Source organism: Vibrio jasicida 090810c, from assembly GCF_002887615.1.
Lineage (GTDB): Bacteria > Pseudomonadota > Gammaproteobacteria > Enterobacterales > Vibrionaceae > Vibrio > Vibrio jasicida.
The window spans coordinates 1,616,573-1,642,484 of sequence record NZ_CP025793.1 but is presented as its reverse complement, the minus strand read 5'-3'; the positions used below and the strand labels follow the sequence as shown (position 1 = coordinate 1,642,484).

The 25,912-nt window shown below is 47.7% G+C and carries 24 protein-coding genes; 14 read left to right on the top strand and 10 right to left on the bottom strand.

Features of this window, described 5'->3' with window-relative positions; genetic code table 11:
- Window positions 1-229 precede the first annotated feature (229 nt).
- Window positions 230-1,423, top strand: coding sequence for an acetate/propionate family kinase (locus C1S73_RS24845; RefSeq protein WP_038866598.1), 1,194 nt, complete (start codon window positions 230-232; stop codon window positions 1,421-1,423).
- Between the two features lie 82 nt (window positions 1,424-1,505).
- Here C1S73_RS24845 and C1S73_RS24840 read toward each other — a convergent pair whose 3' ends face one another.
- From C1S73_RS24840 to C1S73_RS27950, 5 genes are all read right to left on the bottom strand, one after another.
- The gene (locus C1S73_RS24840) at window positions 1,506-3,662 is read right to left on the bottom strand and encodes a c-type cytochrome (protein ID WP_038866597.1); all 2,157 of its coding nucleotides are present in this window, start codon (window positions 3,660-3,662) and stop codon (window positions 1,506-1,508) included.
- Entirely contained in the window at window positions 3,659-4,270 is a 612-nt protein-coding gene (locus C1S73_RS24835) for a cbb3-type cytochrome c oxidase subunit II (protein WP_038866596.1), read from the bottom strand. The genes C1S73_RS24840 and C1S73_RS24835 overlap by 4 nt, the downstream gene beginning before the upstream one ends.
- A 1-nt stretch (window position 4,271) precedes the next feature.
- Complete coding sequence (gene ccoN, locus C1S73_RS24830) at window positions 4,272-5,681, bottom strand: cytochrome-c oxidase, cbb3-type subunit I (protein ID WP_038866595.1); 1,410 nt, start codon at window positions 5,679-5,681, stop codon at window positions 4,272-4,274.
- Window positions 5,682-5,696: 15 nt separating this feature from the next.
- Window positions 5,697-6,059 (bottom strand): c-type cytochrome, encoded by a 363-nt coding sequence (locus C1S73_RS24825; RefSeq protein WP_038866593.1) that lies wholly within the window; start codon window positions 6,057-6,059, stop codon window positions 5,697-5,699.
- Between the two features lie 398 nt (window positions 6,060-6,457).
- A complete protein-coding gene (locus C1S73_RS27950; protein WP_167391668.1) occupies window positions 6,458-6,628 on the bottom strand; it encodes a hypothetical protein in 171 nt (56 codons plus the stop codon).
- Window positions 6,629-6,971: 343 nt separating this feature from the next.
- Here C1S73_RS27950 and C1S73_RS24820 point away from each other — a divergent pair, with 343 nt between their 5' ends.
- Window positions 6,972-7,850, top strand: a complete 879-nt coding sequence (locus C1S73_RS24820; RefSeq protein WP_038866591.1) for a DMT family transporter — start codon at window positions 6,972-6,974, stop codon at window positions 7,848-7,850.
- 74 nt (window positions 7,851-7,924) lie between these two features.
- Window positions 7,925-8,476, top strand: a complete 552-nt coding sequence (locus C1S73_RS24815; protein ID WP_038866589.1) for a DUF2301 domain-containing membrane protein — start codon at window positions 7,925-7,927, stop codon at window positions 8,474-8,476.
- Here the strand turns inward: C1S73_RS24815 and C1S73_RS24810 are convergent.
- The 5 genes from C1S73_RS24810 to C1S73_RS24790 form a co-directional block, all read right to left on the bottom strand.
- Complete coding sequence (locus tag C1S73_RS24810) at window positions 8,473-9,369, bottom strand: hydroxymethylglutaryl-CoA lyase (RefSeq protein ID WP_038866586.1); 897 nt, start codon at window positions 9,367-9,369, stop codon at window positions 8,473-8,475. The genes C1S73_RS24815 and C1S73_RS24810 overlap by 4 nt on opposite strands.
- On the bottom strand, window positions 9,366-10,211 hold the full coding sequence (locus C1S73_RS24805; protein ID WP_038866583.1) for an enoyl-CoA hydratase-related protein: 846 nt from the start codon (window positions 10,209-10,211) through the stop codon (window positions 9,366-9,368). Before C1S73_RS24805 ends, C1S73_RS24810 begins: the two co-directional genes overlap by 4 nt.
- A 25-nt stretch (window positions 10,212-10,236) precedes the next feature.
- Entirely contained in the window at window positions 10,237-11,841 is a 1,605-nt protein-coding gene (locus C1S73_RS24800) for a carboxyl transferase domain-containing protein (RefSeq protein ID WP_038866581.1), read from the bottom strand.
- A 21-nt stretch (window positions 11,842-11,862) separates the two neighbouring features.
- Entirely contained in the window at window positions 11,863-13,032 is a 1,170-nt protein-coding gene (locus C1S73_RS24795) for an isovaleryl-CoA dehydrogenase (RefSeq protein WP_038866579.1), read from the bottom strand.
- A 110-nt stretch (window positions 13,033-13,142) separates the two neighbouring features.
- Window positions 13,143-13,526 (bottom strand): MerR family transcriptional regulator, encoded by a 384-nt coding sequence (locus C1S73_RS24790; RefSeq protein WP_009704658.1) that lies wholly within the window; start codon window positions 13,524-13,526, stop codon window positions 13,143-13,145.
- A gap of 290 nt (window positions 13,527-13,816) precedes the next feature.
- Here C1S73_RS24790 and C1S73_RS24785 point away from each other — a divergent pair, with 290 nt between their 5' ends.
- The 11 genes from C1S73_RS24785 (at window position 13,817) to cyoD (ending at window position 25,909) form a co-directional block, all read left to right on the top strand.
- Window positions 13,817-15,028, top strand: a complete 1,212-nt coding sequence (locus C1S73_RS24785) for a thiolase family protein (RefSeq protein ID WP_038866576.1) — start codon at window positions 13,817-13,819, stop codon at window positions 15,026-15,028.
- Between the two features lie 36 nt (window positions 15,029-15,064).
- A complete protein-coding gene (locus tag C1S73_RS24780) occupies window positions 15,065-16,558 on the top strand; it encodes a CoA-acylating methylmalonate-semialdehyde dehydrogenase (protein ID WP_038866573.1) in 1,494 nt (497 codons plus the stop codon).
- A gap of 17 nt (window positions 16,559-16,575) precedes the next feature.
- Window positions 16,576-17,730 (top strand): acyl-CoA dehydrogenase family protein, encoded by a 1,155-nt coding sequence (locus C1S73_RS24775; RefSeq protein WP_038866569.1) that lies wholly within the window; start codon window positions 16,576-16,578, stop codon window positions 17,728-17,730.
- Window positions 17,731-17,799: 69 nt separating this feature from the next.
- The gene (locus C1S73_RS24770) at window positions 17,800-18,588 is read left to right on the top strand and encodes an enoyl-CoA hydratase (RefSeq protein ID WP_038866567.1); all 789 of its coding nucleotides are present in this window, start codon (window positions 17,800-17,802) and stop codon (window positions 18,586-18,588) included.
- Window positions 18,589-18,596: 8 nt separating this feature from the next.
- Window positions 18,597-19,721, top strand: a complete 1,125-nt coding sequence (locus C1S73_RS24765) for an enoyl-CoA hydratase/isomerase family protein (protein ID WP_038866563.1) — start codon at window positions 18,597-18,599, stop codon at window positions 19,719-19,721.
- Window positions 19,722-19,732: 11 nt separating this feature from the next.
- Window positions 19,733-20,638: a 3-hydroxyisobutyrate dehydrogenase gene (gene mmsB, locus C1S73_RS24760; RefSeq protein ID WP_038866559.1), complete on the top strand. Its 906-nt coding sequence runs from the start codon at window positions 19,733-19,735 to the stop codon at window positions 20,636-20,638.
- Window positions 20,639-20,697: 59 nt separating this feature from the next.
- Window positions 20,698-21,456 (top strand): SDR family oxidoreductase, encoded by a 759-nt coding sequence (locus C1S73_RS24755; protein ID WP_038866556.1) that lies wholly within the window; start codon window positions 20,698-20,700, stop codon window positions 21,454-21,456.
- 629 nt (window positions 21,457-22,085) lie between these two features.
- Complete coding sequence (cyoA, locus tag C1S73_RS24750; protein WP_080774367.1) at window positions 22,086-22,967, top strand: ubiquinol oxidase subunit II; 882 nt, start codon at window positions 22,086-22,088, stop codon at window positions 22,965-22,967.
- Between the two features lie 5 nt (window positions 22,968-22,972).
- A complete protein-coding gene (cyoB, locus tag C1S73_RS24745; RefSeq protein ID WP_038866553.1) occupies window positions 22,973-25,009 on the top strand; it encodes a cytochrome o ubiquinol oxidase subunit I in 2,037 nt (678 codons plus the stop codon).
- Complete coding sequence (gene cyoC / locus C1S73_RS24740) at window positions 24,999-25,598, top strand: cytochrome o ubiquinol oxidase subunit III (protein ID WP_038866552.1); 600 nt, start codon at window positions 24,999-25,001, stop codon at window positions 25,596-25,598. Before cyoB ends, cyoC begins: the two co-directional genes overlap by 11 nt.
- The gene (gene cyoD, locus C1S73_RS24735; protein WP_038866549.1) at window positions 25,598-25,909 is read left to right on the top strand and encodes a cytochrome o ubiquinol oxidase subunit IV; all 312 of its coding nucleotides are present in this window, start codon (window positions 25,598-25,600) and stop codon (window positions 25,907-25,909) included. The genes cyoC and cyoD overlap by 1 nt, the downstream gene beginning before the upstream one ends.
- Window positions 25,910-25,912 lie beyond the last annotated feature (3 nt).

Sequence of the window (25,912 nt, the reverse complement as noted above, 5' to 3'; positions counted from 1 at the left end):
TGATGATTTTAAGTGTCTGATTCCACTTTAGTTGAGTGAATTCGATATATTTCACTGCTCAAATAAATTTTAAACTTGTCATAGATCAACAAAAATTACGCAAACGAGCAACTAACACTAAAAGATAGTTGAAAGATTAAAAAATTATTGAATAATAGAGAGCACAAACAAGAAGTACGAAGCGCGGATGCGCAATTACAACCTTTGCTCCACAACAGGAAACTATTTCATGTCTAATTCGTTTGTACTGGTGATCAACTCAGGTAGCTCATCACTAAAATTTGCAGTCATCGACTCACAATCTGGCGATGCTGTGCTAAGTGGTCTGGGCGAATGCTTTGGTCTATCAGACGCTCGTATGAGCTGGAAATTCAACGGTGAAAAATTTGAATTTGCTATTAAAGGTAATGAGAACCACCATCAACTTGCAGTAGCAAAATTAGTTGAGTTAGTAAAAGAGTACAAATTAATTGACCATGTTGTTGCTGTTGGCCACCGAGTGGTTCACGGCGGTGAGAAGTTTACCAAGACAGTCCGTTTAGATGAGTCTGTTATTGCAGACGTAGAAGCGTTAAGTGACTTAGCCCCTCTACATAACCTTGCTCATGCGATTGGTATGCGTGCTTCTATGGCGGCATTCCCTGAGCTGCCTCAGTTTGCTGTGTTTGATACTGCGTTCCACCAAACAATGCCTGCAAGAGCTTACACCGGTGCAATTGCTAAAGAACTTTATACAGACTTTGGAATTCGTCGCTACGGCTTCCACGGTACGAGCCACTACTTCGTAAGCCGTGAAGCTGCGAAGATGCTGAATAAACCAGTGGAAGAATCAAGTTTCATTTCTGTTCACCTAGGTAACGGTGCTTCTGTTTGTGCAATTAACAACGGTGAGTCTGTAGATACATCTATGGGTTTCACGCCGCTGTCTGGCCTGATGATGGGCACACGTTGTGGTGACCTAGACCCAGGTATCATCGAGTACCTTCTGAAGAAAGGTTGGTCTCAAGAGAAAGTGTTTAACTCGCTAAACAAGGCTTCAGGCTTCTTAGGTGTTTCTGGCCTAACAAGTGATGCACGCGGTATTTTGGAAGCGATGGAAGAGGGTCACGAAGGTGCAACTCTAGCGTTCCAAGTGTTTACATACCGTGTGTCTAAATACATTGCGTCTTACCTTGCTGCTCTAGATTCATTTGACGGCATCATCTTCACTGGCGGTATTGGCGAGAACTCTATGCCAATTCGTCGTGAAATCTTAAACAACCTTAAACTGCTAGGTTTTGTTGAAGATGTGAAAGGTAACGAAGACGCTCGATTTGGTAACGCAGGTGTTGTTGCTACATCTGAGTTGCTTGGTGCGAAAGCACTGGTTATTCCTACCAATGAAGAGTGGGTTATCGCTCAACAGTCGGTAGAACTGCTGTAAAACGGCAAAAATTTTGGGAACTAAGTCAAAGCCCTTTCCGATTGGAAAGGGCTTTTTTTGTACCTGATACTCGCCACTTTAGTTACTTGATATGGATGTTGTTATCTCGTCGGTCATACATATCTGGTGTGGTATGCAGTCCTCCGGCATAACCTGCGGCTTCTAAGGTTTCCCTTACTTCTCGAACGTCTGCTGGCGTAACAGGCGATTGTTGATCGCCGAGGTGTTTACGTACGAAGGTAATCAATTCTGCCAAACGAGCGTCTGATAAGATGTCTTCAAAGCTTGCCATCGGCATAAAGTTACGTTCAGGGTCAATGTAAGTTGGTTGTAAACCTCGTACCGTTACTGCAATGGTGTTAAACGGGTCACTGTGCATGATAATGCCGTTGTTCAAGAGCGTTGGTGCTATCGGATCTCGTCCTTTACCATCGTTACCATGGCATGCTCCACATGTTTGCTTGTAAGTTGCATAGATTGGCTCTTGATAAGCCGCTTCATCAAACCCTTTAGGCTCCAGAGGAACGGCATCGGCGGAAATGAAGTTGTTTACGTCACCATTGAGTAGATAGTAGGACATAGACTCAACGTCTTCACGAGTCATTAAGCTCAAACTGTTTTTGACCACGTCAGCCATCCCAGCAAAAGCAGTGCCTTTGTCTGAGTGACCTGTGTGTAAGAAGTCGGTCAGAGTCTTCTCATCCCAACCGCCCACATACAGCTCCGTAGACGTAATGTCAGGTGCGTTCCAGCCGTCAATCAAGTTACCTTGGAATATGCGCTCAGGAATCAATGCTTGAGCAATATTCCTCGGCGTGTGGCACTCTGAGCAGTGTCCTAAGCCTGCAACCCAGTATTTGCCTTTCTGCCACTTCTCTACGTCATCCACCGCGCCCTCAAGCTCTGAGGGTAGGTTGTAGTCGATAGGGTCGGTGTCCATAAAGACAATGTTCCAGCCAAGTAGACCAAGACGAATGTTCGATGGGAACATCATGTGGTTTTCATCGTTACGACGCGCCACGGCAGGAATAGACTGCATGTACTCCCACAAATCCGTCATATCCTGTTCCGTAAGGTATTGATAAGAGGTGTAAGGCATCGCCGGGTACAAGTAACCATGTTTGCCTTTACCGTGTACCAGAGCATCACGGAAGTTGTCGTAGTCATATTCACCAATCCCTTCACTGGCGTGAGGAGTAATATTGGTCGAATAGATTGTGCCAAATGGCGTAACAAACGGTAGGCCGCCGGCAAAAGGTTCGCCACCTTCTGCACTGTGACAAGCGACGCAATCCCCCGCGTGTGCCAGATATTCACCACGCTCGACAGATTGAGCGTTAAGTACTGCGAGTTTCTGCTCTTCCTCTTCGCCGGCTTTGCGGATGTAAGCACCAATCGCGAGGATCTCGTGCTCTGAGAGTTGGTTTTCAAATGCAGGCATCAAGTTGTTCAAACCGTAATTGATGGTGTGTTGAATCTCTTCAATACTGCCACCATGAAGCCATACGCTATCAGAAAGGTCGGGCACTCCCGTTTCTTGATTAGCGATAGAACCGTCTCCATGGCATGAGGCACAGTATTGAACGAACAAGGTCTTACCCAACTCTATTTTAACTTCAGGCACATTGCTGTGGCGTTGATTGAGCGACGCAAGATAGTAAGAAACCTTGTCCACTTCGTCCTTTCTCATCACTTCAACCCAGCCGGGCATCGCACCGTTACGGCCTTTCGCTATGGAATGAATGATGGCTTCATCATCTCCGCCGTACATCCATTCTTTATCGATAAGGTTAGGAAAGTGTTTTTGACCTTGTGCATTATCTCTATGGCAGGCTGCGCAATGGGTTTGAAACAACATACGACCGCTACGGACAATATCGGCATCTTGTGCAAGTGCAGCCAAAGAGGTGTCGGTTACTTGACTAAATTGCTGGTCGAGTGTGGTTGATGGCGAGCTAAGTTTGTCGTCCGCTTGGTCATAATTCGCCAAGCCTTTCCATTCACCAAGCCCTGGATACAGAACCAAATAGCCTGCGGAGAGTAAAAACGCGACAGCGTAACTAATGAAGAGGAGTTTAGGGGGGGGCGCGTCCTTTTCATCTATCCCATCAAAAGAGGCGATAGTGTGGTCTTGGTCTGCTTTATGGTTGCTTCGCCAATACTTGACGATAACGCCCACCATCAGGACAAAGAAGATTATTGTGCAGGCAACGGCCCACCAGTTCCAGAATGTGCTCATGGAGCCACCTCCTGTGCTGTATCTTGGCCAAGACTTTGAAGATAACGGATCAGCGCTTCGCCTTTGGTTTTACCGCGAACTTGCAAGCGCGCGTCGGAAATCTCTTGGTCTGTGTATGGAACCCCTAATGTGCGTAGTGTCTCCATCTTGTCGACAATTGCATCGCCCGAGAGAGTTTGTTCGAACAACCAAGGGTAGGCCGGCATTATGGACGTTGGAATGACCTGACGAGGATCGATGAGATGCAATACATGCCATTGGTCAGAGTATTTACGGCCAAGGTTGGTTAAGTCCGGACCTGTGCGTTTTGAACCCCATAGGTTAGGGAATTCGTAAATGTCATCTGATTCCTTGTTTGCGCGACCGTTGCGTTTGGTCTCAGGCTCTAGAGGACGAACCATCTGCGTGTGGCAGACATGACACCCTTCACTGATGTAAATATCGCGACCCGCAAGCTCAATGGCGGTCAACGGCTTGGCTAAACTGCCCTTAGCGATGTCGTCAGTGCGAAGAATATTCGGCACAACCCAGACTGCGAGTGAGAAGGAGGCCACAACCACTGTTGTGATGATCAAAATGACCACTGAGTGAGTAAAGTCTTTGCTCATCTTATGCCTCCTTTGCCACTAGTACGGATGGAGAACGCACGGTCTTATACAAGTTAAACACCATCAGGAACAAACCAAGTACAAAGAGTGCGCCACCAAAGAAACGTAAGAACAACCATGGCGCTTTAAAGTTCATGGCTTCAATAAAGCTGTAAACCAGTTCGCCATTCTCGTTTTGGGTTAGCCACATGTAGCCTTCGCCAATACCTGCTACCCAGAGCGCGATGGCGTAGATGGCGACACCAGCATGGGCTAGCCAGAAGTGCCACTTGATCAAACGCTGCGACCAAAGTTCGGTTTTGTTCCAGAGACGCGGGATAAAGTAGTAGAACACCGCAATGCCGGACATGCCCACCCAACCTAATGCGCCGGAATGAACGTGACCGATGACCCATTCAGTATTGTGCGCGAGCATATTGAACCAGCGAATTGCCAGTAGAGGCCCTTCGAATGTGGCTAAGCAGTAGTAAAGAATGGCAGAGAAGAAGAACAGGCAAATGTAGTCAGATTTAAGCTTCTCTTTGTTTTGGAGCAGTGTCATCGCACTGTTGAAAGCGCCCGCCCAAGATGGAAGCCAAAGAATGAGTGACATGATGATGCCGATGTTTTGCACCCAAATAGGCACCGATGAATAAACCAAATGGTGGGTACCTGCCCAAGTGTAAAAACCAACCAAGCCCCAAAAGTGGATGACAGATAAACGGTAAGAGTAAATAGGGCGGTCTGCCACTTTTGGTATGAAGTAATAATTCATACCAATCACACCAGCAGTCAGTAAGAAGCCCACTGCGTTGTGACCCCACCACCATTGCACAATGGCGTCCTGCGCTCCAGCAAAGACGGAATAAGATTTCATCAACGATACAGGCATGGCCAAGTTGTTCACGATGAAGATCATGGCAATGACGATGATAAACGCTGCGAAGAACCAATTGGCTACGAAAATGTGATCGACTTTTCGTTTGGCGATTGTGCCGAAGAAAAGTACCGCATAAAGCACCCAGACTAAGACGATCAAAAGGTCGATTGGCCACTCTAACTCAGCGTATTCTTTTGAAGTTGTGTAGCCAACGGGCAAACTGATTAACGCCAAAAAGAGTACCAGTTGCCAACCCCAGAAAACCATCCAAGATAAGCTTTGGTTAAAGAGATTACAGCGTCCGGTGCGTTGAGCGATGTAGAGAGAGGTACCCATCAAAATGTTGACTACAAAGCCATATATTACGCCGGAAGTGTGTAGTGGTCTGAGTCGACCGAATTGGAAGTATTGAGAATCGAAGTTTAGTACCGGCCAATACAACTGCGCCGCGAGGATCACACCAATGATCATCCCGACAATAGCCCAAACTAACGATGCCAACACAAAATACTTCACAACTTTAGTGTTGTATTGAGTTGCTGCTTGTTCCATAAGAACGCTCCTCGTTTAAGGTTGAGCTTCTTTGCCTAGCTGTGAGTAGTAGTGGGCAATGTCTTCAATGTCTTGATCAGAGAGGGCATCGGCCTGCTGTTGCATCAGCACCGCGAGACCACTGGTTCGCTCCCTCGCTTTGTAGTCCTTAAGGGAAGAAATCAGATAGGTTTTGTTCTGGCCGCGTAAGTTTGGGTACGCATCAATGGTCGATATGCCATCGACACCATGACAGGTCATACAAACTTTCGCTTTTTCTTTGCCGACTTCGAATTGCTCATCACGTTCTGCAGCAAAGGTGAGGGGAGAGAAGCACACAGCGGCGACGAGAGCCGTCCTCAAAGCTGCGCTCATGTTTTGGGTGTTCTTTAATCTCATCACTGATTCCCTAGTAATTTGAATGCGTGTTTCACTAACTCGGGCGCTGATATTCCAGATTTTCACTGTTATTGGTGGCGTGAATGCACTGGCGTATTTTTTATAGTTGTAGGTTAAAGAGTAAGCAGGTACTGACAATATCGCTACGTACGAGCCGATTTAGTTGTGAATTTTTCTATTTAATACGTGAACACGTAACGATTAGGGCAAAATTTTGGTGAATAAAATCGACAGGAAAATAACGGGTTAGCTACGGTTGAATAGGGTATGGATGGGAATTGATACAAAATCAAACAAAAGAGCTTTTGAAGAAAGTTTCAGGTGAGTTGGAATTTCAAGGTCTGGGAGCCTTCTTTTCACGGAAGACCCCATGAATGAAAGATAGGATCGAAAACAAACTAACGCCCGCGATAAATCATCATGTCGTAAATATGGGCAATAGAAACCGGATCAGCTTCTAAGTGACTAGATCGTATAGAAGAGGCGAAACTGAATAAGGAACCAAGGCCTACTGGCGCGATAATAAGCAAGGCAATCAGAATGAAAAAGAGTACGGTCGAATGTCTCATAAAGCACCTCCTGATGTCTGTTTTATTGCTTTTAAATTATACCATTTTCGTGATGCCAGAAAGGGAGGTTATTCCGCACAATATTTGAGCTTTAGCCTGATGATTTGATAGGGATTTCATTCGGTATAAACTGCATAAATAATCGCTGATAAATGCAGTAATTATCTCGATGATAATCAAGCTGCCATGTATACTGTGAGCGTTTCGCAAACGTTAACACCCTCCTTTCTACTTACATATAAAGTCAGCATTTGCGATGCAAATATAACTAGCTATCACGCATTAAAATCAATGATAAATAACCCCTGACGAATCCCTCGCAGGGTCTTTTTTGTGAGTAATTATGCTTAACTCAGAACGCAAAGCTGCATTCGTGCTCGTCGCTACTACGATGATCGCGGCATTAGGGTGGATCTTCTCCAAAGAAACCATTCAAGGTCTCCCACCATTCGGATTTATCGGTCTGCGATTCACCATCGCTTCATTGTGTTTGCTGCCTCTGTGTATCAAACCGCTTCGTGCTGCTAATAAGAAAGATATTTTTGCCGCGGCAGGCGTGGGTGTGCTTTTAGGTGGCGCACTGATGTGTTGGATCTACGCGATTTCAATCAGTGACACGCTAGGTGAGGGCGCATTCATCATGAGCCTATCGATGTTGTTTGTCCCAATTGTCGCGTGGGTGATGTTTAGGCAACGACCACAACGTATCTTTTGGGTGTCACTACCGATCGCGATTCTTGGCCTAGGGTGTTTGTCTTTGGCTGGTGGTTGGCAACAATCAAGCAGCCAGCTTTGGTTCTTGGGCGCGGCGCTGATGCTTGCACTGCATTTTAATGTCAACAGTAAATACTCACAGAAGCTACCCGTACTTTTGCTGACTTGCATTCAACTGTTTGTGACAGGCTTGATTGGGTTGTTGGTTTCTTCGCTATTGGAAACCACGCCGACAGAAGTTTCTACATCAATTTGGGTGTGGTTTGCTCTAAGCACGCTTTTGGCAACCAGTTTGCGTTACGTGATGCAAACCATGGGGCAAAAGTTTGTCCAAGCGGGTAACGCTGCACTGATTATGATCCTTGAACCCGTGTGGACTGTAATTCTGAGTGTGATTTGGTATGGCGAAGTGCTGACCTCTAATAAACTCGTCGGCTGCGCTCTTATCTTATTCTCTTTGGTGATCTACCGAACTGGCGGTAAACTCCGCTTTCCAAAACGGGCGTAATCAAGTTTATAGAGCCAGCGGTTTCACCCTCGTTGGCTTTTCATTCCTTTTCATTTTTAGGCAGGATGCTTTCCATGGCAAACACAGAACATCAAGAGACGTTGGATTCACTTGATAAAATCAGCGTGTGCTTGTATCGCTTTGGTATTACTTTGTTTGCTATGGCGCTGCTTGTTTTTTCGGTTCTTGTCTCTGGTGCAATTTCTAGTTCACCGTTGATTTACCAAACCTCAGTCATTACGGTTTGTATGGCTGGTGCGTTATCTGCCGCGAATGTTCACGTTTACAGCAAACACGTACGTGCCGTGATCAGTTGGGCGTCTTGGATTGGCTTGGTATTGATGGTGAGTGACTTGGAGTTTCAGCGCACTTGGTTAGGGCTTGGCTTTATCTTTGTGACCTTTTCGGGCATTGCGCTTAAAGAGTCTTTTTGCTTTAAAGTGCCAGGCTTGAAGATGGTACCCGTGTTTCTCGCTGTCGCAATGTTTGCGCTGTGGTTTAACCTTCCAATCCTTGCTGCCATCACTATGTTATTGGCTGGATTAGTAATGGGCTTCCTGTCTTTTGCTAAATGGCGTATGCCGCTGCATTTCGATATCGGTATCAAAGCGAATTACGAGATCTAACGCTGCTTTAACGCCAGCGAGACTTTTGAGGTCGGCTGGCGGTTTAATTCTTCACTGATCATCCATCCGGCTTTGGCGAGCAACTCTAAATCTACTCCGGTCTCGATTCCTAAGCCTTGGCAAAGGTAGAGCACATCTTCGGTAGCAACATTACCTGACGCGCCATGAGCATAAGGGCAGCCCCCAAGCCCAGCCACACTGCTATCGACGGTATTGATGCCCATCGTTAAGGCTTGGTAGATATTCGCCAACGCTTGTCCCCATGTGTCGTGAAAATGCACCGCAAGCTTATTGGTTGGGACTTTCACTTGTACGGCTTCTAACATTTTAGCGATGCGTATCGGCGTGCCTGTACCAATGGTATCTCCAAGTGAAACCTCATAGCAGCCTAATTCCATTAGCAGGTTGGCAACTCTTGCGACTTGTTCGGGTTTGGTTGGCCCGTCGTAAGGGCAGTCTGCCACGCAAGATAAGTAACCCCGAACGGGAATGTTATGCTTTGCTGCCAATTCCATTACTGGTTCAAAGCGGGTAAGACTATCTGCAATCGAGCAATTGATGTTGTGTTGGCAAAAGCCCTCCGATGAGGAGGTGAAGATCGCGACTTGGGTAGCGCCGGCTTCCAATGCTTTCTCAAAGCCTTGCACATTAGGCGTTAGTGCTGAGTAAATGACGTTGTGGCGGCGGGTGATTTTCTTCATCACATCGAGTGAATCCGCCATTTGAGGTACCCATTTAGGCGACACAAAAGAGCCTGCCTCAATATGGGTGAGTCCTGTATCTGAGAGCAGGTCGATTAAGCGGATCTTGGCTAGCGTGGACACTGGTGATTCGTTTTGCAGACCGTCTCGTGCGCCCACTTCGACAATATTTACCTTGTTTGGCAAATTCATTTCTTGCCCTTAGCTGGCTTGTTTATCCAACCCGGTTCTCGTTTCTCCAGAAAGGCTTGCAAGCCATCTTGTCCTTGCGGCGATACGCGAATGTCGGCGATAAGTTGGCTCGTGTATTGAATAAGCTGACCATCAATCGGATTTTGGTGGCATTGATGACATAACGCTTTGGCTTTTCGCATCGCATCTGGGCTATTGAGCAGCAAAGAATCAATCAAGCTTTCTACCACGGCTTCGATTTTATCCAGCTTATGAACCTCATGCACAATGCCAAACTTTTCAGCTTTGGCGGTGTTAATCACTTCGGCGCTGAGTATATAACGACGAGCTTGTCGGTTGCCCATAGCTCGCATGACATAAGGAGAGATGGTCGCTGGAACCAGCCCCAGTTTGACTTCACTCAAGCAGAAGTTCGCATTCTCCGCTGCGATTGCGATATCACAACAACAGATTAAGCCTAACGCGCCGCCAAAAGCGGAACCTTGCACAACCGCAATAGTAGGCTGAGGGAAAGCGTCCAGTGTATGCATCAGGCGCGCAAGGTTTTGCGCGTCTTCTAGGTTTTGCTTTCTGGTGCTACTTGCCATGGATTTCATCCAATTCAAATCAGCACCAGAGGAGAAATGTTTGCCGTTTCCTCGAAGCACTAAGCATCGAACATCGGTGCGCAGAGCGAGGTAGTCCAGCCTGTGGATCAGCAAGTCAATCATGCAAGCATCAAACGCATTGTGCTTCTCTGTGCGATTGAGCGTAAGCGTTGCGACGCCGAATTCATCGACGTTCCAAAGTACTTCATCTTGTCGTTGGGTATTGGGGATGATACTCGGTTGATGATCCTGCATGTGACGTCCTTTTCTCTCTACATTTCTACATTCTGAATATGCCAAAATTGCTGTCAGGAATTGGCGCATTGAGCGCGGCTTTTAAGGCTTGAGCCAATACTTGACGTGTATCTTTCGGGTCGATAATGCCATCATCCCATAAACGCGCACTGGCGTAGTAGGGATGCCCCTGAGACTCATACAAGTCTACGATAGATTCTCGGAATGCACTTTCTTCGGGCTCTGGCCATTCTTCACCTTGGCGTTTTTTCACTTCTCGACGCACTTGAGTGAGCACGCCTGCGGCTTGTTCTCCGCCCATTACCGAGATTCGTGCGTTTGGCCACATCCACATCATGGTGGGGTCATAAGCGCGACCGCACATGCCATAGTTACCTGCGCCGTAAGAGCCGCCAATAATCACGGTGAACTTAGGCACATCCGCGCATGCAACCGCCATCACCAGTTTCGCGCCGTGCTTGGCAATGCCTTCTGCTTCAAGCTTTTTGCCCACCATAAACCCAGTGATATTTTGCAAAAACAGTAGGGGAATTTTGCGTTTGGCACACAACTCAATAAAGTGCGCGCCTTTCTGTGAGGACTCAGAAAACAAGATGCCGTTGTTAGCCACAATGCCAATCAGATGGCCGTGAATTCGTGCGAAGCCACATACTAAGGTCTTGCCATAAAGTGCTTTGAATTCATCGAAGTCTGAGTCATCAACCACACGAGCGATGATCTCTCTAACATCAAAAGACAAGCGCAGATTCGCATTGACGATGCCATACATCTCTTCGGCGTCGTAACGCGGTGGTAAAACCGTTTTGTCGCTTTGAAGTGGGAGTGATTGGTTGGTATTCGAGATGGCTTCGCGTGCCAGTTGCAATGCGTGTTGGTCGTTTTCTGCGTAGTAATCGGCAACGCCAGACTTACGACAATGCACGTCGGCACCGCCTAATTCTTCATCGGTGACGATTTCTCCCGTTGCGGCCTTTACTAACGGTGGTCCTGCCAAGAAGATGGTGCCTTGCTCTTTGACCATGATGGAAACGTCTGCCATCGCAGGTACATAAGCGCCGCCTGCGGTACAAAGCCCCATCACAACCGCGACTTGAGGAATGCCTTGCGCCGACATTCTGGCTTGATTGAAGAAGATGCGCCCAAAGTGCTCTTTATCAGGAAAGACTTCCGCTTGATGAGGGAGATTTGCACCACCGGAATCCACCAAATAGACGCAAGGTAGTTGGCAACGTTGGGCGATCTCTTGCGCCCGTAGATGCTTTTTCACGGTGAGCGGGTAGTAGGTGCCGCCTTTGACGGAAGGATCGTTGGCGATCACCATGCATTGAATGCCTTCAATAGTGCCGATGCCGGCGACGACGCCTGCGCATGGAACCGATTCTTCATAGACGTTCCACGCGGCGAATTGTCCGACTTCAAGAAACTTGCTGCCTTCATCCAAAAGGAGCATGACACGCTCACGAACGGGCAGCTTTCCTTTTAGGCGTTGGCGGTCAATGGCTTTTTGTCCGCCCCCTTGTTTGATGGCTTTGATATTGGCTTTAAGGTTGCCCACCAACTCGGTCATGACCGCTTTATTCGACAAAAACAGCTCGTCGGTTGGCTTGGTTTTACTTTTAATGATTGCCATAGTGACTTCCTTGTCGGTGGGTTAGCGAGACTCTTCGAACAACTCTCGTCCAATCAGCATGCGGCGAATTTCAGAAGTGCCAGCACCAATCTCATACAGTTTGGCGTCACGGAGTAAACGTCCGGTCGCGTATTCGTTGATGTAGCCATTGCCGCCTAATAGCTGAATAGCATCGAGGGACATTTGTGTCGCAAGTTCTGCGCTGTAAAGGATCACGCCAGCGGCATCTTTACGTGTACATTCCCCTCTGTCACATGCGGCAGCAACGGTATAAACGTAAGCTTTGGCGGCGTTCATGCGTGAATACATGTCAGCGAGCTTTCCTTGCACTAGTTGGAATTCACCGATGGATTTGCCGAACTGTTTGCGGTCATGAACATACGGAACCACTTCGTCCATACAGGCTTGCATGATGCCAAGTGGACCGGCTGCTAATACCACGCGTTCGTAATCCAAACCGCTCATTAACACTTCGACACCACGGTTTAATTCACCCAACACATTCTCTTTTGGCACGACACAATCTTGGAACACCAATTCGCAGGTGTTGGAGCCGCGCATACCGAGTTTGTCGAGCTTTTGAGCATGGCTAAAGCCTTCGAATTCTCGCTCAATAATGAATGCCGTGATACCACGAGAGCCGCCATTGGGATCGGTTTTTGCGTAAACCACTAAGGTATCGGCATCAGGACCATTAGTGATCCACATTTTGTTGCCGTTCATCAGATAGTGGTCGCCTTTATCTTCGGCTCGCAGCTGCATGCTAACCACGTCAGAACCTGAGTTCGGCTCACTCATGGCCAATGCACCGACGTGAGAACCATCAATGAGCTTAGGTAGGTACTTTTCGCGTTGAGCAGGGGAGCCATTGCGAAAGATTTGGTTAACACAAAGATTGGAATGTGCGCCGTAACTGAGTGCGACAGACGCCGAAGCTCGGCTGATCTCTTCCATCGCGACAACGTGAGCAAGATAGCCCATGCCTGCACCGCCAAACTCTTCATCAACGGTTACGCCGAGCAAACCCATTTCACCAAACTTGGACCACAAATGATTGGGGAATTGGTTGTCGCGGTCGATGTCTGCGGCGATAGGGGCGATATGCTCGGTGGCGAACGCGTTGACGTGGTCTCGGAGCATATCGATGGTTTCACCAAGCCCAAAGTTGAGTGGGGTGTAGCTGCTTTTCATAACATTTCCCTGTTGAAAGTACTTATTAGTACGGATAAGGTTCGAGTTACACTGCTTGGGCTTGGAAATTATGGTTATTCTTGTTTGTTTTAGTCGTTACAAGTTTTTAGTTATTGGCTGTTAGTTTTATTGTCGCTTAGCGCTTGTTTGCATCGCTCTTTGGCGGTTTCTAGCTCGTTCATTACAACGCTAATATCATCCAGTTGCTGCTGTAAGTGCGCTTGTTTTTCATCAATGATGGTTAGCATTTTAAGCAGCTGACCATCGCTTTGTTGGGTATCGTACAGCTCGAACAATTCCCGAATTTCCGCAAGCGAAAAGCCCAATCGTTTACCACGTAAAATCAACTTGAGACGGATCTTATCTCTGCGTTGGTATACGCGAATGTTGCCTTTTCGTTCCGGCTCTATCAGCCCGACATCCTCGTAAAAACGAATGCTTCGGGTCGTGATGTCGAACTCTTTGGCGAGGTCACTTATCTTGAATTTATCCACTCGGTTTTTCCCTCTAATGAATAGTTTTGGCTTCTTAAAATCCCTTCAAGCCTTGAACTAAACGGACTAGCTAAAAGCATGAGAGTAAATTTGTGTTGTTATTAATGTGTTTCTTTACGTTAACGTAAATGTTAGTGCTATGCTTACGTAAACGTCAAGAAATCACAGTGCGAAAATTCATCGTTTTATGAGAGGCTGGAGTGACACCACATTCTGTGTGAAAGCTCCGTGGTAGCAGGTGTGAGGGATGAGTTCGTGAACTGTGAATTATCGTCAGAAGGGACGAGAACATGGGAAATGACATCTGGATTGTCAGTGCAAAGCGAACGCCAATCGGGCGCTTTCAAGGTCAGTTACAAGGTTATTCAGCGCCTCAATTAGGGGCATTTGCTATCAAAGCGGCAATGGATGCGAGCGGGGTTAGCGAAGTCGACGAAGTCTATATGGGCTGCGTATTACCTGCGGGATGTGGGCAAGCACCAGCCAGACAAGCAGCACTAGGTGCAGATCTTCCGCTGACGACAGGCTGTACCACCATCAACAAAGTGTGTGGCTCTGGCATGAAAAGCGTCATGCTGGTTCACGATCTTATCAAAGCGGGCAGCATTCGCAGTGCCATCGCCGGTGGTATGGAAAGCATGACCAATGCGCCGTATCTGCTTAAAGAAGCGCGTAACGGCATGCGAATGGGTCACCAATCTACTCACGACCATATGTTTCTCGACGGTCTTCAAGATGCGTATGAAGGGCATTTGATGGGAGTCTATGCGCAGCAGACGGCTGACCGTTCTGAGTTTACTCGTGAACAAATGGATGAATGGGCAATCCTATCTGCGACAAGAGCGTTGGAAGCGCAAGAGCAGCATCTGTTTGACGACGAAATCTCGCCGATAGAAATCACGACTCGTCATAGCACTTCAACATTGGATTATGACGAGCATCCACGCTCCATCAAGCTCGACAAGATCCCTCAACTCAAACCCGCGTTCGATAAGACCGGCTCGGTGACGGCTGCAAACTCAAGTGCGATATCCGATGGTGCTGCAGTTTTGGTGTTAATGGACTCGCAGGAGGCACAGCATCAAGGTTTAACGCCATTAGCAATCATCAAAGGGCACTCGACCCACGCCAGAAAGCCCGCTGAATTTACCCTCGCGCCCGTCTTTGCGATAGAGCAGTTGTTATCTCAACTCGATTGGTCAGTAGACGAGGTCGATCTTTGGGAGATCAATGAAGCCTTTGCTGTTGTCACGCAAATCGCGGTACGCCAATTAGGCATCGATAAAGACAAAGTAAACATCAAAGGCGGTGCGTGTGCGCTTGGGCATCCAATTGGCGCAAGTGGAGCTCGTATTTTAGTGACTCTCATTCATAGCCTGCGCCAACTGCAATCGCTTGGTGTAGATGGTGACAACAACAATAAAAAAGTGATGCGAGGTGTTGCATCACTTTGTATCGGTGGTGGTGAAGCCACTGCTATTGGTATCGAGATACCGCTTTAATTCTAATTATCGAATAACGTAAAGAAGGACTAGATTATGACTCGCACGGTTCCCTTATTCATCGATGGTGAGTTTCGTGAATCTCAAGCAACGGATTGGGTAGAAGTCACAAACCCTGCCACCAATGATGTGATTGCGCGCTTGCCGTGCGCAACGGATGAAGAGATGCATGCAGCAATTGAGAGTGCAAAAGCCACCTTTACCTGTTGGAAAGACGTCGCAGTTTCGGAGCGTGCGCGTTTAATGCTGCGCTACCAACATCTACTGAAAGAACATCATGATGAATTGGCGACGCTACTTTCTCACGAAACAGGCAAGATCTTTGCGGATGCAAAAGGGGATGTGTGGCGTGGTATCGAAGTGGTCGAGCAAGCTGCCAATATTGCTAGCAACATGATGGGAGAAACCGTCGAGAACGTTGCTACAGATATCGACAGTTATTCGCTGATTCAACCGCTTGGGGTGTGCTGCGGTATTACGCCATTTAATTTCCCTGCCATGATCCCTTTGTGGATGTTCCCAATTGCGATTGCGAGCGGGAGTACTTTTGTTCTTAAACCTTCTGAACAAGTGCCTCTCACGTCAATTCGTTTGGCTGAGCTGTTCGAAGAAGCGGGTGCGCCAAAAGGTGTGCTGCAAATCGTGCACGGTCGTAAGGAGCAGGTCGATTTGTTGCTGAAACATCCCGACATCCAAGCCGTTTCTTTCGTTGGTTCTGTTCCCGTAGCGCAATACATCTACACCACAGGCACACAGAATTTCAAACGTGTTCAAGCCTTTGCTGGCGCGAAAAACCACATGGTAGTGATGCCAGATGCGAACAAAAACCAAGTGGTGAACAACCTAGTTGGCTCTTCGGTTGGTGCGGCAGGACAGCGTTGCATGGCGATATCCGTCGCTGTGTTTGTAGGCAGTTCGAAAGAGTGGATTGCCGATTTAAAACAAGAAATGGCGAGAGTGCATCCTGGCGCTTGGGATGACGAGAATGCTGCGTATGGTCCTTTGATCAGCGCACATGCAAAACAGCGTGTACTTAGTTTGATTGAAGAAGGCAAACAACAAGGTGCGGTGTGTGAACTTGATGGTAGCCAATGTGAAGTAGAAGGCTTCCCTGAAGGTAACTGGGTTGGTCCAACTTTATTCAGTGGCGTCACCACCGAGATGTCGATTTATACCCAAGAAATCTTCGGACCTGTTTTGGTGTGTATTGAGGTCGACACGTTACAAGAAGCGATAGATCTCGTAAATCGCAACCCATACGGCAACGGCACCTCCATCTTCACTGCGAATGGTGCGGCGGCGAGAAAGTATCAACATGAGATTCAAGTCGGTCAGGTAGGTGTGAACGTGCCGATTCCAGTGCCTTTGCCATTCTTCTCGTTTACGGGTTGGCGCGGCAGTTTTTACGGTGATTTGCACGCCTACGGTAAACAAGCGGTGCGCTTCTACACCGAGACCAAAACCGTGACGGCTCGTTGGTTTGATGACGATATCCCAACTGGTCCAAACCTGACTATTAACCTGCGCTAACGAAGTAAGGAGCTCATATGGATTTTGAACTCAACGAAGATCAACGTATGTTTGCCGACACGGCTCAGCAATTTGCGGCAGAGCGTTTAGCGCCAATGGCAGCAGAGTGGGATGAGAAACAAATCTTCCCGAAAGATATTCTACGAGAGGCGGGAGAGCTTGGTTTCTTGAGCCTCTACACCCCAGAAGAGCAAGGCGGTTTGGGCTTAAGCCGTTTGGATGCATCTATCATCTTCGAGCAGCTCTCTATGGGATGCACATCGACCACTGCATTTATGACCATTCATAACATGGTGACTTGGATGGTCGCGAGCTTTGCGACCGAAGAAGTGAAAGACACGTTCTGCCCAAAACTCATTACGGGTGAATTTCTCGGATCTTATTGTTTAACTGAGCCAAACGCAGGTTCGGACGCGGCGTCTCTAACGACGTCTGCGACTAAGCAAGGTGATAACTACATTCTCAACGGTGGCAAAACCTTTATTTCTGGCGCAGGCGATACCGACGTTTTAGTCGTGATGGCGAGAACCGGCGATGCGGGCGCGAAAGGCGTATCTGCGTTTGTTGTCCCCGCCGATGCAGACGGGATTAGCTACGGACGTAAAGAGCCGAAAATGGGCTGGAATAGTCAGCCAACACGCGCGGTGACTTTCGACAATGTTTCTATTCCCGCATCACATCTGCTCGGTGAAGAGGGGCAAGGGTTTGTGTTCGCTATGAAAGGTTTGGATGGCGGACGCATCAACATTGCGACCTGTTCTGTCGGTACGGCTCAGCAAGCGTTGAATCAAGCGGCGCAGTACATGCAAGAACGTAAACAGTTCGGCAAATCATTAGCTCAATTCCAAGCATTGCAATTCAAACTGGCAGACATGGCAACTGAGCTTGTCGCTTCCCGCCAACTGGTGCGGTACGCCGCTAGCAAGTTAGACCGAGGTGACCCAGACGCCACGACTTATTGTGCCATGGCAAAACGCTTTGCAACCGACGTCGGCTTTCAAGTTTGTGACCAAGCGCTGCAACTTTACGGTGGCTATGGCTACATCAAAGAATACCCAATGGAGCGCTATTTCCGTGATGTTCGAGTACACCAGATTTTGGAAGGTACCAACGAGATCATGCGGTTGATCATCGCGCGTCGATTGCTCGCAGAAGAGTCCGCATTGCTATAAGTGCAGCCGACAAGCTCTGCTTTTATTCATAAAGCTCAGGTCATTTTCATCAAGAAAGGATTCAGAGATATGTCACCAACAGAACAACAAGCGATTCAACATACCATCAGCAATCACGTTGCGGTGGTGACCATGAACAACCCGCCCGCTAATACATGGACGTCACAAAGCTTAACTGCATTGAAAGAGCTAGTGCTAGCGCTAAACGACAATAAAGACGTTTACGCTCTAGTGCTCACTGGGAATGGAGAGAAGTTTTTCTCTGCAGGTGCAGACCTCAAGTTGTTTGCCGATGGCGATAAAGCGGTGGCGTTAGAGATGGCGCGTATCTTTGGTGAAGCCTTTGAAACGCTGTCTGCATTTCGAGGGGTTTCTATCGCTGCCATCAACGGCTACGCCATGGGAGGTGGATTAGAAGTCGCATTGGCGTGTGATATTCGTGTGGTAGAAGAGCAAGCCGTGCTGGCACTACCAGAGGCGAAAGTCGGATTACTGCCTTGTGCTGGTGGTACGCAAAACCTAACCGCATTGGTCGGTGAAGGTTGGGCGAAACGCATCATATTGTGCGGTGAACAAGTCGCTGCAGCACAAGCTCGAGAACTTGGACTAGCAGAAGAAGTGGTGGAAAAAGGTGGAGCGCTTAATAAAGCCACTGAGCTTGCAGAATCGGTTGCCAATCAATCGCCGTCTTCGGTAACCGCATGTAAAGCGCTTATCCAAAACATGCGCTCAGCGCCACTCAAACATGGTCTGATTAAAGAGCGAGAACTGTTTCTAAACTTATTCGATACCGAAGATCAAACCGAGGGGGTTCGTGCCTTCTTAGAAAAACGTAAACCTAACTGGAAGAATCAATAGGAGGTCGCATGATAGGGAAAGTAACCATTAGCGAAATAGATTGCTTAGACGGCGTGCACCGAATTGGTATCGCGACGTTAGACAACACGGCTTCTTTGAACGCATTGACTTACGACATGTTGGCAGAGCTCAACGACCAACTTATCGAATGGCAAGGTGACCCTGATTTGGTGTGTGTCATCCTCAATGGCGCGGGTGAAAAAGCGTTTTGTGCAGGGGGCGATGTACGAACCATGTACCACGTCATGCACGAAAAAAGCAAAGAAGAAACTGCCGAGTTCTGTTCTAACTACTTCTCGCTCGAATACGAATGCGATTACCTGATTCATACCTATCAAAAGCCTATCATTGGTTGGGGAGAGGGCATTGTGATGGGCGGTGGCATGGGCTTGTTTATGGGCACCAGTCATCGAGTCGTCACGCCTAAATCTCGTCTTGCGATGCCAGAGATCAATATCGGGCTTTACCCGGACGTGGGCGGCACTTGGTTCTTAAGCCAAATTGACCCAGAGGTAGGTTTGTTCCTTGGTTTGACTGGCGCAATGGTGAATTCAAGTGACGCTGTCACTATTGGTTTGGCAGAATGGTTGCTGTTGGAAGAGCAATATCCGGCGCTGCTTGAAGAGCTGAAACAAGTCGATTGGAGCTCTGCCGATGCCAAATCGCTTGTCAGTGCGTTACTTCAATTGATGGAAGATCAAGTCATTGACAGCAAGCCGACAACTCAGATTTGCCCTTATCTCGACCAAATTAAAGAAGCTTGCAAAGGCTATGACTTAAATCAGATTGCCCAACGAATTCAAGCAATGGAAGGCGAGACTCAATGGCTTGAGAACGCACAAAAATCGTTTGTTGCGGGCAGTCCGATCACCGCACATATCTGTTTTAGACAAGTCAAAGAGTACCACCGTTTGTCGTTGGCGGATTGTTTCCGTCTAGAGCTAACCTTGTCAGTTCGTAGCGCATTACTCGGTGAGTTTGAAGAGGGCGTGCGCTCTCGATTAGTTGATAAAGATGGTAATCCAAAATGGATGTTTAACAGCGTCAGTGAAGTCGATGAGAGCGTCATCGATACCTTGTTCACTTCTCTTTGGTCTGAAGAGGAACATCCACTTGCACAGCTAGGAAAATAAGGAGAAACAACATGAGTACCATTGCATTTATTGGCTTGGGCAACATGGGTAGTCCAATGGCACAAAACCTATTGGCGTCAGGGTTTCATGTGCAAGTGTTCGATGTGGATGTGAACGCCGCGAAGCAACTCGAACCGTTTGGCGCAGTGGTTGCTAGTACGTTAGAAGAAGTCGTGGATGGCGCTGGCACGGTGATCACCATGCTACCTGCAGGTGCACACGTGCGTGCGGTGTATTTGGGGGATTTACACGGTGGTGTCGGTCTGCTCAACATTGTACAGGACAATGCATTGCTGATTGACTGCTCGACCATTGATCCAGATTCTGCTCGCTTGGTGGCAAACGAAGCGCAGAATAAACGATTGTTGTTTGTTGATTCTCCTGTTTCAGGCGGCGTGGCAGGCGCAAAAGCGGCAACGCTGACCTTTATTGTTGGCGGTTCGGACGAAGCATTCTCCAAAGCCAATGCGATCTTGCGATATATGGGTAAAAACGTATTCCACGCGGGGAAAGCAGGCGATGGTCAGATGGCGAAGATCTGTAACAACCTGATGCTGGGCATTTTGATGTCGGGAACTTGCGAGGCGCTCAATCTCGGTATTGACCATGGTCTCGATCCGAAAGTCTTATCCAATATCATGCTGCAAAGTTCTGGTCGAAACTGGGCGTTGGAGCTCTATAACCCATGCCCCGGTGTGATGGATTCTGCGCCAGCGAGTAATCAATACAATCCCGGCTTTATGAGCAAGTTGATGCTCAAAGATCTTGGCTTAGGCTTGGATGCGGCGCTGCAAACCAACTCTTCTGTTCCTATGGGCTCTTTGGCTCGCAATCTTTATGCATTCCATAACGCGGCAGGTCATGCAGAACTCGATTTCTCTAGCTTGTTTGAATTCTATAAGAACCAGAAGGGTTAAAAGCAAGATTCCCTATCAGGCGTTTAAGCATGGAAGTTATCCAGTAATGGAGTACAGATATGGATTTAAAAAACAGTGTCATTGCAATCACAGGTGCGGGGCAAGGGTTAGGGCAGATGATGGCGGTCAGCCTTGCTCAAGCGGGTGCAGATTTAGCATTGCTTGATGTTAACGAAACGGGACTACTGAATACCCAAGAACAATGCCGCATGCTCAGTGCCAAAGCATTGATCTATCGACTTGATGTTACCAATGAATCTGAAGTGGAGGATACCTTTAATGAGATTCTTCAAGACTTTGGGCAGCTAAATGGCTTAGTTAATAATGCTGGCGTTTTGCGAGATGGGTTATTAGTCAAAGCCAAAGACGGTGAGATCACTAAGATGCCGCTTGAGCAGTTCAACCTAGTGATGAACGTCAATGTCACGGGCACGTTCTTGTGTGGTCGAGAAGCGGCAGTCAAAATGATCGAGAGTGGCTCGAAGGGCGCCATCATTAACATCTCCAGCGTGGCGAGAGCGGGCAATATTGGGCAAACCAATTACTCTGCATCGAAAGCTGCCGTCGCAACCATGGCAACAACATGGGCAAGAGAACTAGCCCGATATGGTATTCGCTCTGCGGCTATTGCGCCCGGTGTCGTCAAAACGGCAATGGCAGATCAAATGAAGCCAGAAGCCATAGACCGACTGCAAAAGATGATACCCGCCGGTAGGATGGGGGAGACGAGTGAGATTGCTCATGCTGTGGAATACATTCTTGAAAACGACTATTTCACAGGGCGAGTGCTCGAAGTGGATGGCGGGATGAGAATGTAGCATTGAGCCATTGGTTTCTGGCTGCGAGCGCTAGTTAAGTAGCGCTCGTTTCGTTTTAGTGAGTTCATTCGATTAACAATTGAACCAAATATCACTCCTAAAAAGCACTTGGTATTAATCTGGTAAATTGGATTGCCTAAATAATCATTTACTGCAGAAATGCCATGTAAATAGTATGTGAATTCATAACTATGATACTGGTCACGCTTTCCTTAATTCGCACTTTCTAATGTAGCTCACACTCTCGTGCCGAATACGCAACTGATTACTCTTCTCGTTTGCATTGCTTAAGTTGCTGTAAAGAAAAGAATATATGCTGTAGTACGTAAATCTTACGCACCTGTTTTGCTATTCCTATATCAATATTATATTTCATAAATGGAACGTTAGTTTCCATCTGTGGCTAATGAGCTTTCCTTTTTCCCTCCGCATAATGCGTTCGAATGTAACAATGTATTTCAAAGTGTAACAATAAACTCACGTTGTGAGTGTGGTTTTAACCATCAAGCAACTTGATATCTCCCACCAAGAAGTCCATTGCTGCACAAGCTCAACACAAAAATATTCTAATGACCAAGACAACCAATCGCAGGGCTTGCTCTGTTGTTGGCTAACCATCGAGAAAGTTAATGGAAGCTTCAAGATATACACGCATCTTATCGAGGATAAGTTTGGTGGCGACCATCCTTATGCTCGCAGGGTGTAACTCTGCTCTACTTGACCCGAAAGGTAGTATTGGCGTTCAGGAAAAGGAACTGATCATTACAGCGCTTTTACTGATGCTGATTGTCGTGATCCCTGTGATTCTAATGACAATCTATTTCGCTTATCGCTACCGAGAATCCAACACGGATGAAGAATACGCTCCGGATTGGTCGCACTCGACCAAGATCGAAGTGGTGGTGTGGACGATTCCAATCATCATCATCGCGATTCTGGCAACCATCACTTGGCGTTCTACTCACGAGTTAGAGCCATCCAAGCCCATCGCAAGTGACGTCAAACCCATCACCATTGAGGTGGTGTCACTCGACTGGAAATGGCTGTTCATCTACCCAGAAGAGAACATTGCGACAGTGAACTATGTGGCGTTTCCGAAAGATGTTCCGGTTCAGTTCAAACTGACCTCAGACAACATCATGAACGCGTTCTTTATCCCGCGTCTCGGTACTCAGATTTACGCGATGCCAGGTATGGTGACCAAGTTGAATCTGATTGCAAACCACACAGGGGATTATAAAGGCTTTGCTTCTAACTACAGCGGTAAGGGTTTCTCGCAAATGAAATTTACCGCAGCGGCAATGGAAGATCGCACTGCGTTCCTGAATTGGGTACAGCAAGTGAAAGCCAGCCCTGATCGAATCGAAGACTGGGAGCAATTCCGTGCGCTTGCATCACCAACGGTGGCGGAGCCTGTGAAGATGTTCTCTAGTATTCCACCATTTTTGTTCACCGACGTCGTGACCCAGCATCCGGGTTCAATGAACTGTTTGCCGGAAAATCTAGGATAATCGCAATGTTTGGAAGATTAACACTTGAATCAATCCCTTATCACGAGCCGATTATTGTCGTCACTCTAGCGGTGATCGCGATCGTTGGTTTGGCTGTCGTTGCGGCGATAACCAAAGCGGGTAAGTGGCAATACTTATGGAATGAATGGTTTACTTCGGTAGACCACAAAAAACTAGGCTTTATGTACATCGCTGTGGCAATGGTGATGTTGGTTCGTGGCTTTGCTGATGCGGTCATGATGCGTAGCCAACAGCTGCTTTCTGCGGCAGGTGAGACCGGTTATCTACCACCACATCACTACGATCAAATCTTTACTGCCCATGGCGTAATCATGATTTTCTTCGTGGCAATGCCGTTGGTGATTGGTTTGATGAACATCATTGTACCGCTGCAAATTGGAGCGCGTGATGTGGCATTCCCTTACTTAAACAACCTGAGTTTCTGGTTGTTTGTCGTAGGCGTGATCCTCACCAATATGTCACTTGGCTTGGGTGAGTTTGGTCGTACTGGTTGGTTGGCGTATCCGCCGCTGTCTGGTATTGAGGCAAGCCCCGGAGTTGGGGTGGATTATTGGATATGGGCGCTGCAAATATCCGGTGTCGGCACCACGCTGACGGGCGTGAACTTCTTTGCGACTATTTTGCGCATGCGTACGCCGTCTATGCCAATGATGAAGATGCCAGTGTTCACGTGGGCGTCCCTGTGTGCCAACATTCTAATCATCATTTCATTCCCAATCCTAACCGTAACCATCGCGCTACTAACGCTGGATCGCTACATCGGTACGCACTTCTTCACCAATGACCTTGGCGGCAACGTAATGATGTACGTCAACCTGATTTGGGCATGGGGTCACCCAGAAGTGTACATCCTGATCTTGCCTATTTTTGGTGTGTTCTCTGAGGTAACGGCAACCTTCTCACGCAAGAAGCTGTTTGGTTACACCTCGTTAGTATGGGCAACCATCGTAATCACGATTTTGGCGTTCGTCGTTTGGCTGCATCACTTCTTCACCATGGGCTCAGGTGCAAATGTGAATGCATTCTTCGGCATCGCCACCATGATTATCTCTATCCCGACCGGGGTGAAGATCTTCAACTGGCTATTCACCATGTACAAAGGCCGAATCCGCTTTACCACTCCGATGATGTGGACGGTTGGCTTCCTAATTACCTTCTCTGTAGGTGGTATGACGGGCGTACTAATGGCAGTACCGGGCGCGGACTTTGTTCTGCACAACTCAGTGTTCCTGATTGCGCACTTCCATAACGTAATCATCGGTGGTGTGGTATTCGGTTGTTTCGCGGCAATCACATACTGGTTCCCGAAAGCAACTGGCTTCACCATGAACGAAACATGGGGCAAACGTGCATTCATTTGCTGGATCGTTGGTTTCCTAATGGCGTTCCTACCGCTTTATGCACTGGGCTTTATGGGCATGACGCGTCGTCTAAGCCAAGACCTTAACCCAGAGTACTTCCCACTGTTGGCAGTTGCTGCAGCGGGTACGGCAGTGATTGCGCTTGGCGTGGCTTGTCAGTTCATCCAAATCTACGTGAGTGTTCGTGACCGCGAGCAAAACCGTGACCTAACGGGTGACCCATGGGGCGGTCGTACCTTTGAGTGGGCGACGTCTTCACCACCGCCGTTCTACAATTTTGCGCACCTACCAAAAGGTGATGTGCTAGACGCGTTCTGGTACCAAAAGCAGAGTGGCGAATTCGATCCAACCAAAGAAGTGGAATACGAGCGTATCCATATGCCGAAGAACACACCAACAGGTATCTATGTATCTGCATGGGCATTGGTGTTTGGCTTCGCGATGATTTGGTACATCTGGTGGCTAGCAGCAGCAAGCTTTGTTGGCATCATCGTGACGTGTATTCAACACAGCTACAACGACGATGTGGATTACTACGTTGAAGTTGAAGAAATCAAAGCGATTGAAGCGGAGCGTCGAGCTCAACTTGAAGAAGCGAAGAAAAACGAAGTGAAAGACAACGATAAGAAAGACGATCTGGAGGTGACCTATGCAAGCTAATGTTGCGGTTCACGACCACGATCATCACCATGATTCTGCTGGCATTAAGCTGTTTGGTTTCTGGATTTACCTAATGAGTGACTGTGTATTGTTTGCGACCTTGTTCGCGACTTACGCAGTACTAGAAAGCGGCTCTATTGCGGGTCCAACCGGTAAAGAGATTTTCGAACTGCCGTTCGTGTTTGTAGAAACCATGTTGCTGCTATTCAGCAGTATCACGTTTGGCTTCGGCATGATTGCGATGAAGCGCAAAGACGTTACAGGATTAAAACGTTGGTTAAAAGTGACCTTCTTACTTGGCGCTGGCTTTATCGGAATGGAAGTGTACGAGTTCCATCATCTGATTGTTGAAGGCTATGGTCCACAAGAAAGTGCATTTCTATCTGCGTTCTTCACTTTGGTCGGAACACACGGTTTGCACGTAACCTTTGGTTTGATCTGGCTAGCCGTGTGCTACCACCAACTTTCAACCAAAGGCTTGAACGATAATATGTCGATGCGATTCCAGTGCTTGAGCTTGTTCTGGCACTTCCTAGACATCGTTTGGATTTGTGTATTCACCATCGTTTACTTATTGGGGGTTATGTAATGGAACAACATCTAGATACAGGTGCCTCTGATTACGTAAAAGGCTTTATTGCGTCTCTGATCCTGACCGTGATTCCTTTCTACTGTGTGTGGGCGCAAGTGCTGCCAGATACCGCAACTTATGTTGTGTTATTTGGTTGTGCGATTGTGCAGATCTTCGTGCACTTTAAGTACTTCCTGCACATGGAAGTGAAAACGTCAGAAGGTCAGTGGAACGTGGTGTCACTGATGTTTACCGCCATCGTTGTGTTGATTCTGATCGCTGGTTCGATCTGGATCATCTACAACATGAACGTCAACATGAAGTTGTAGGCT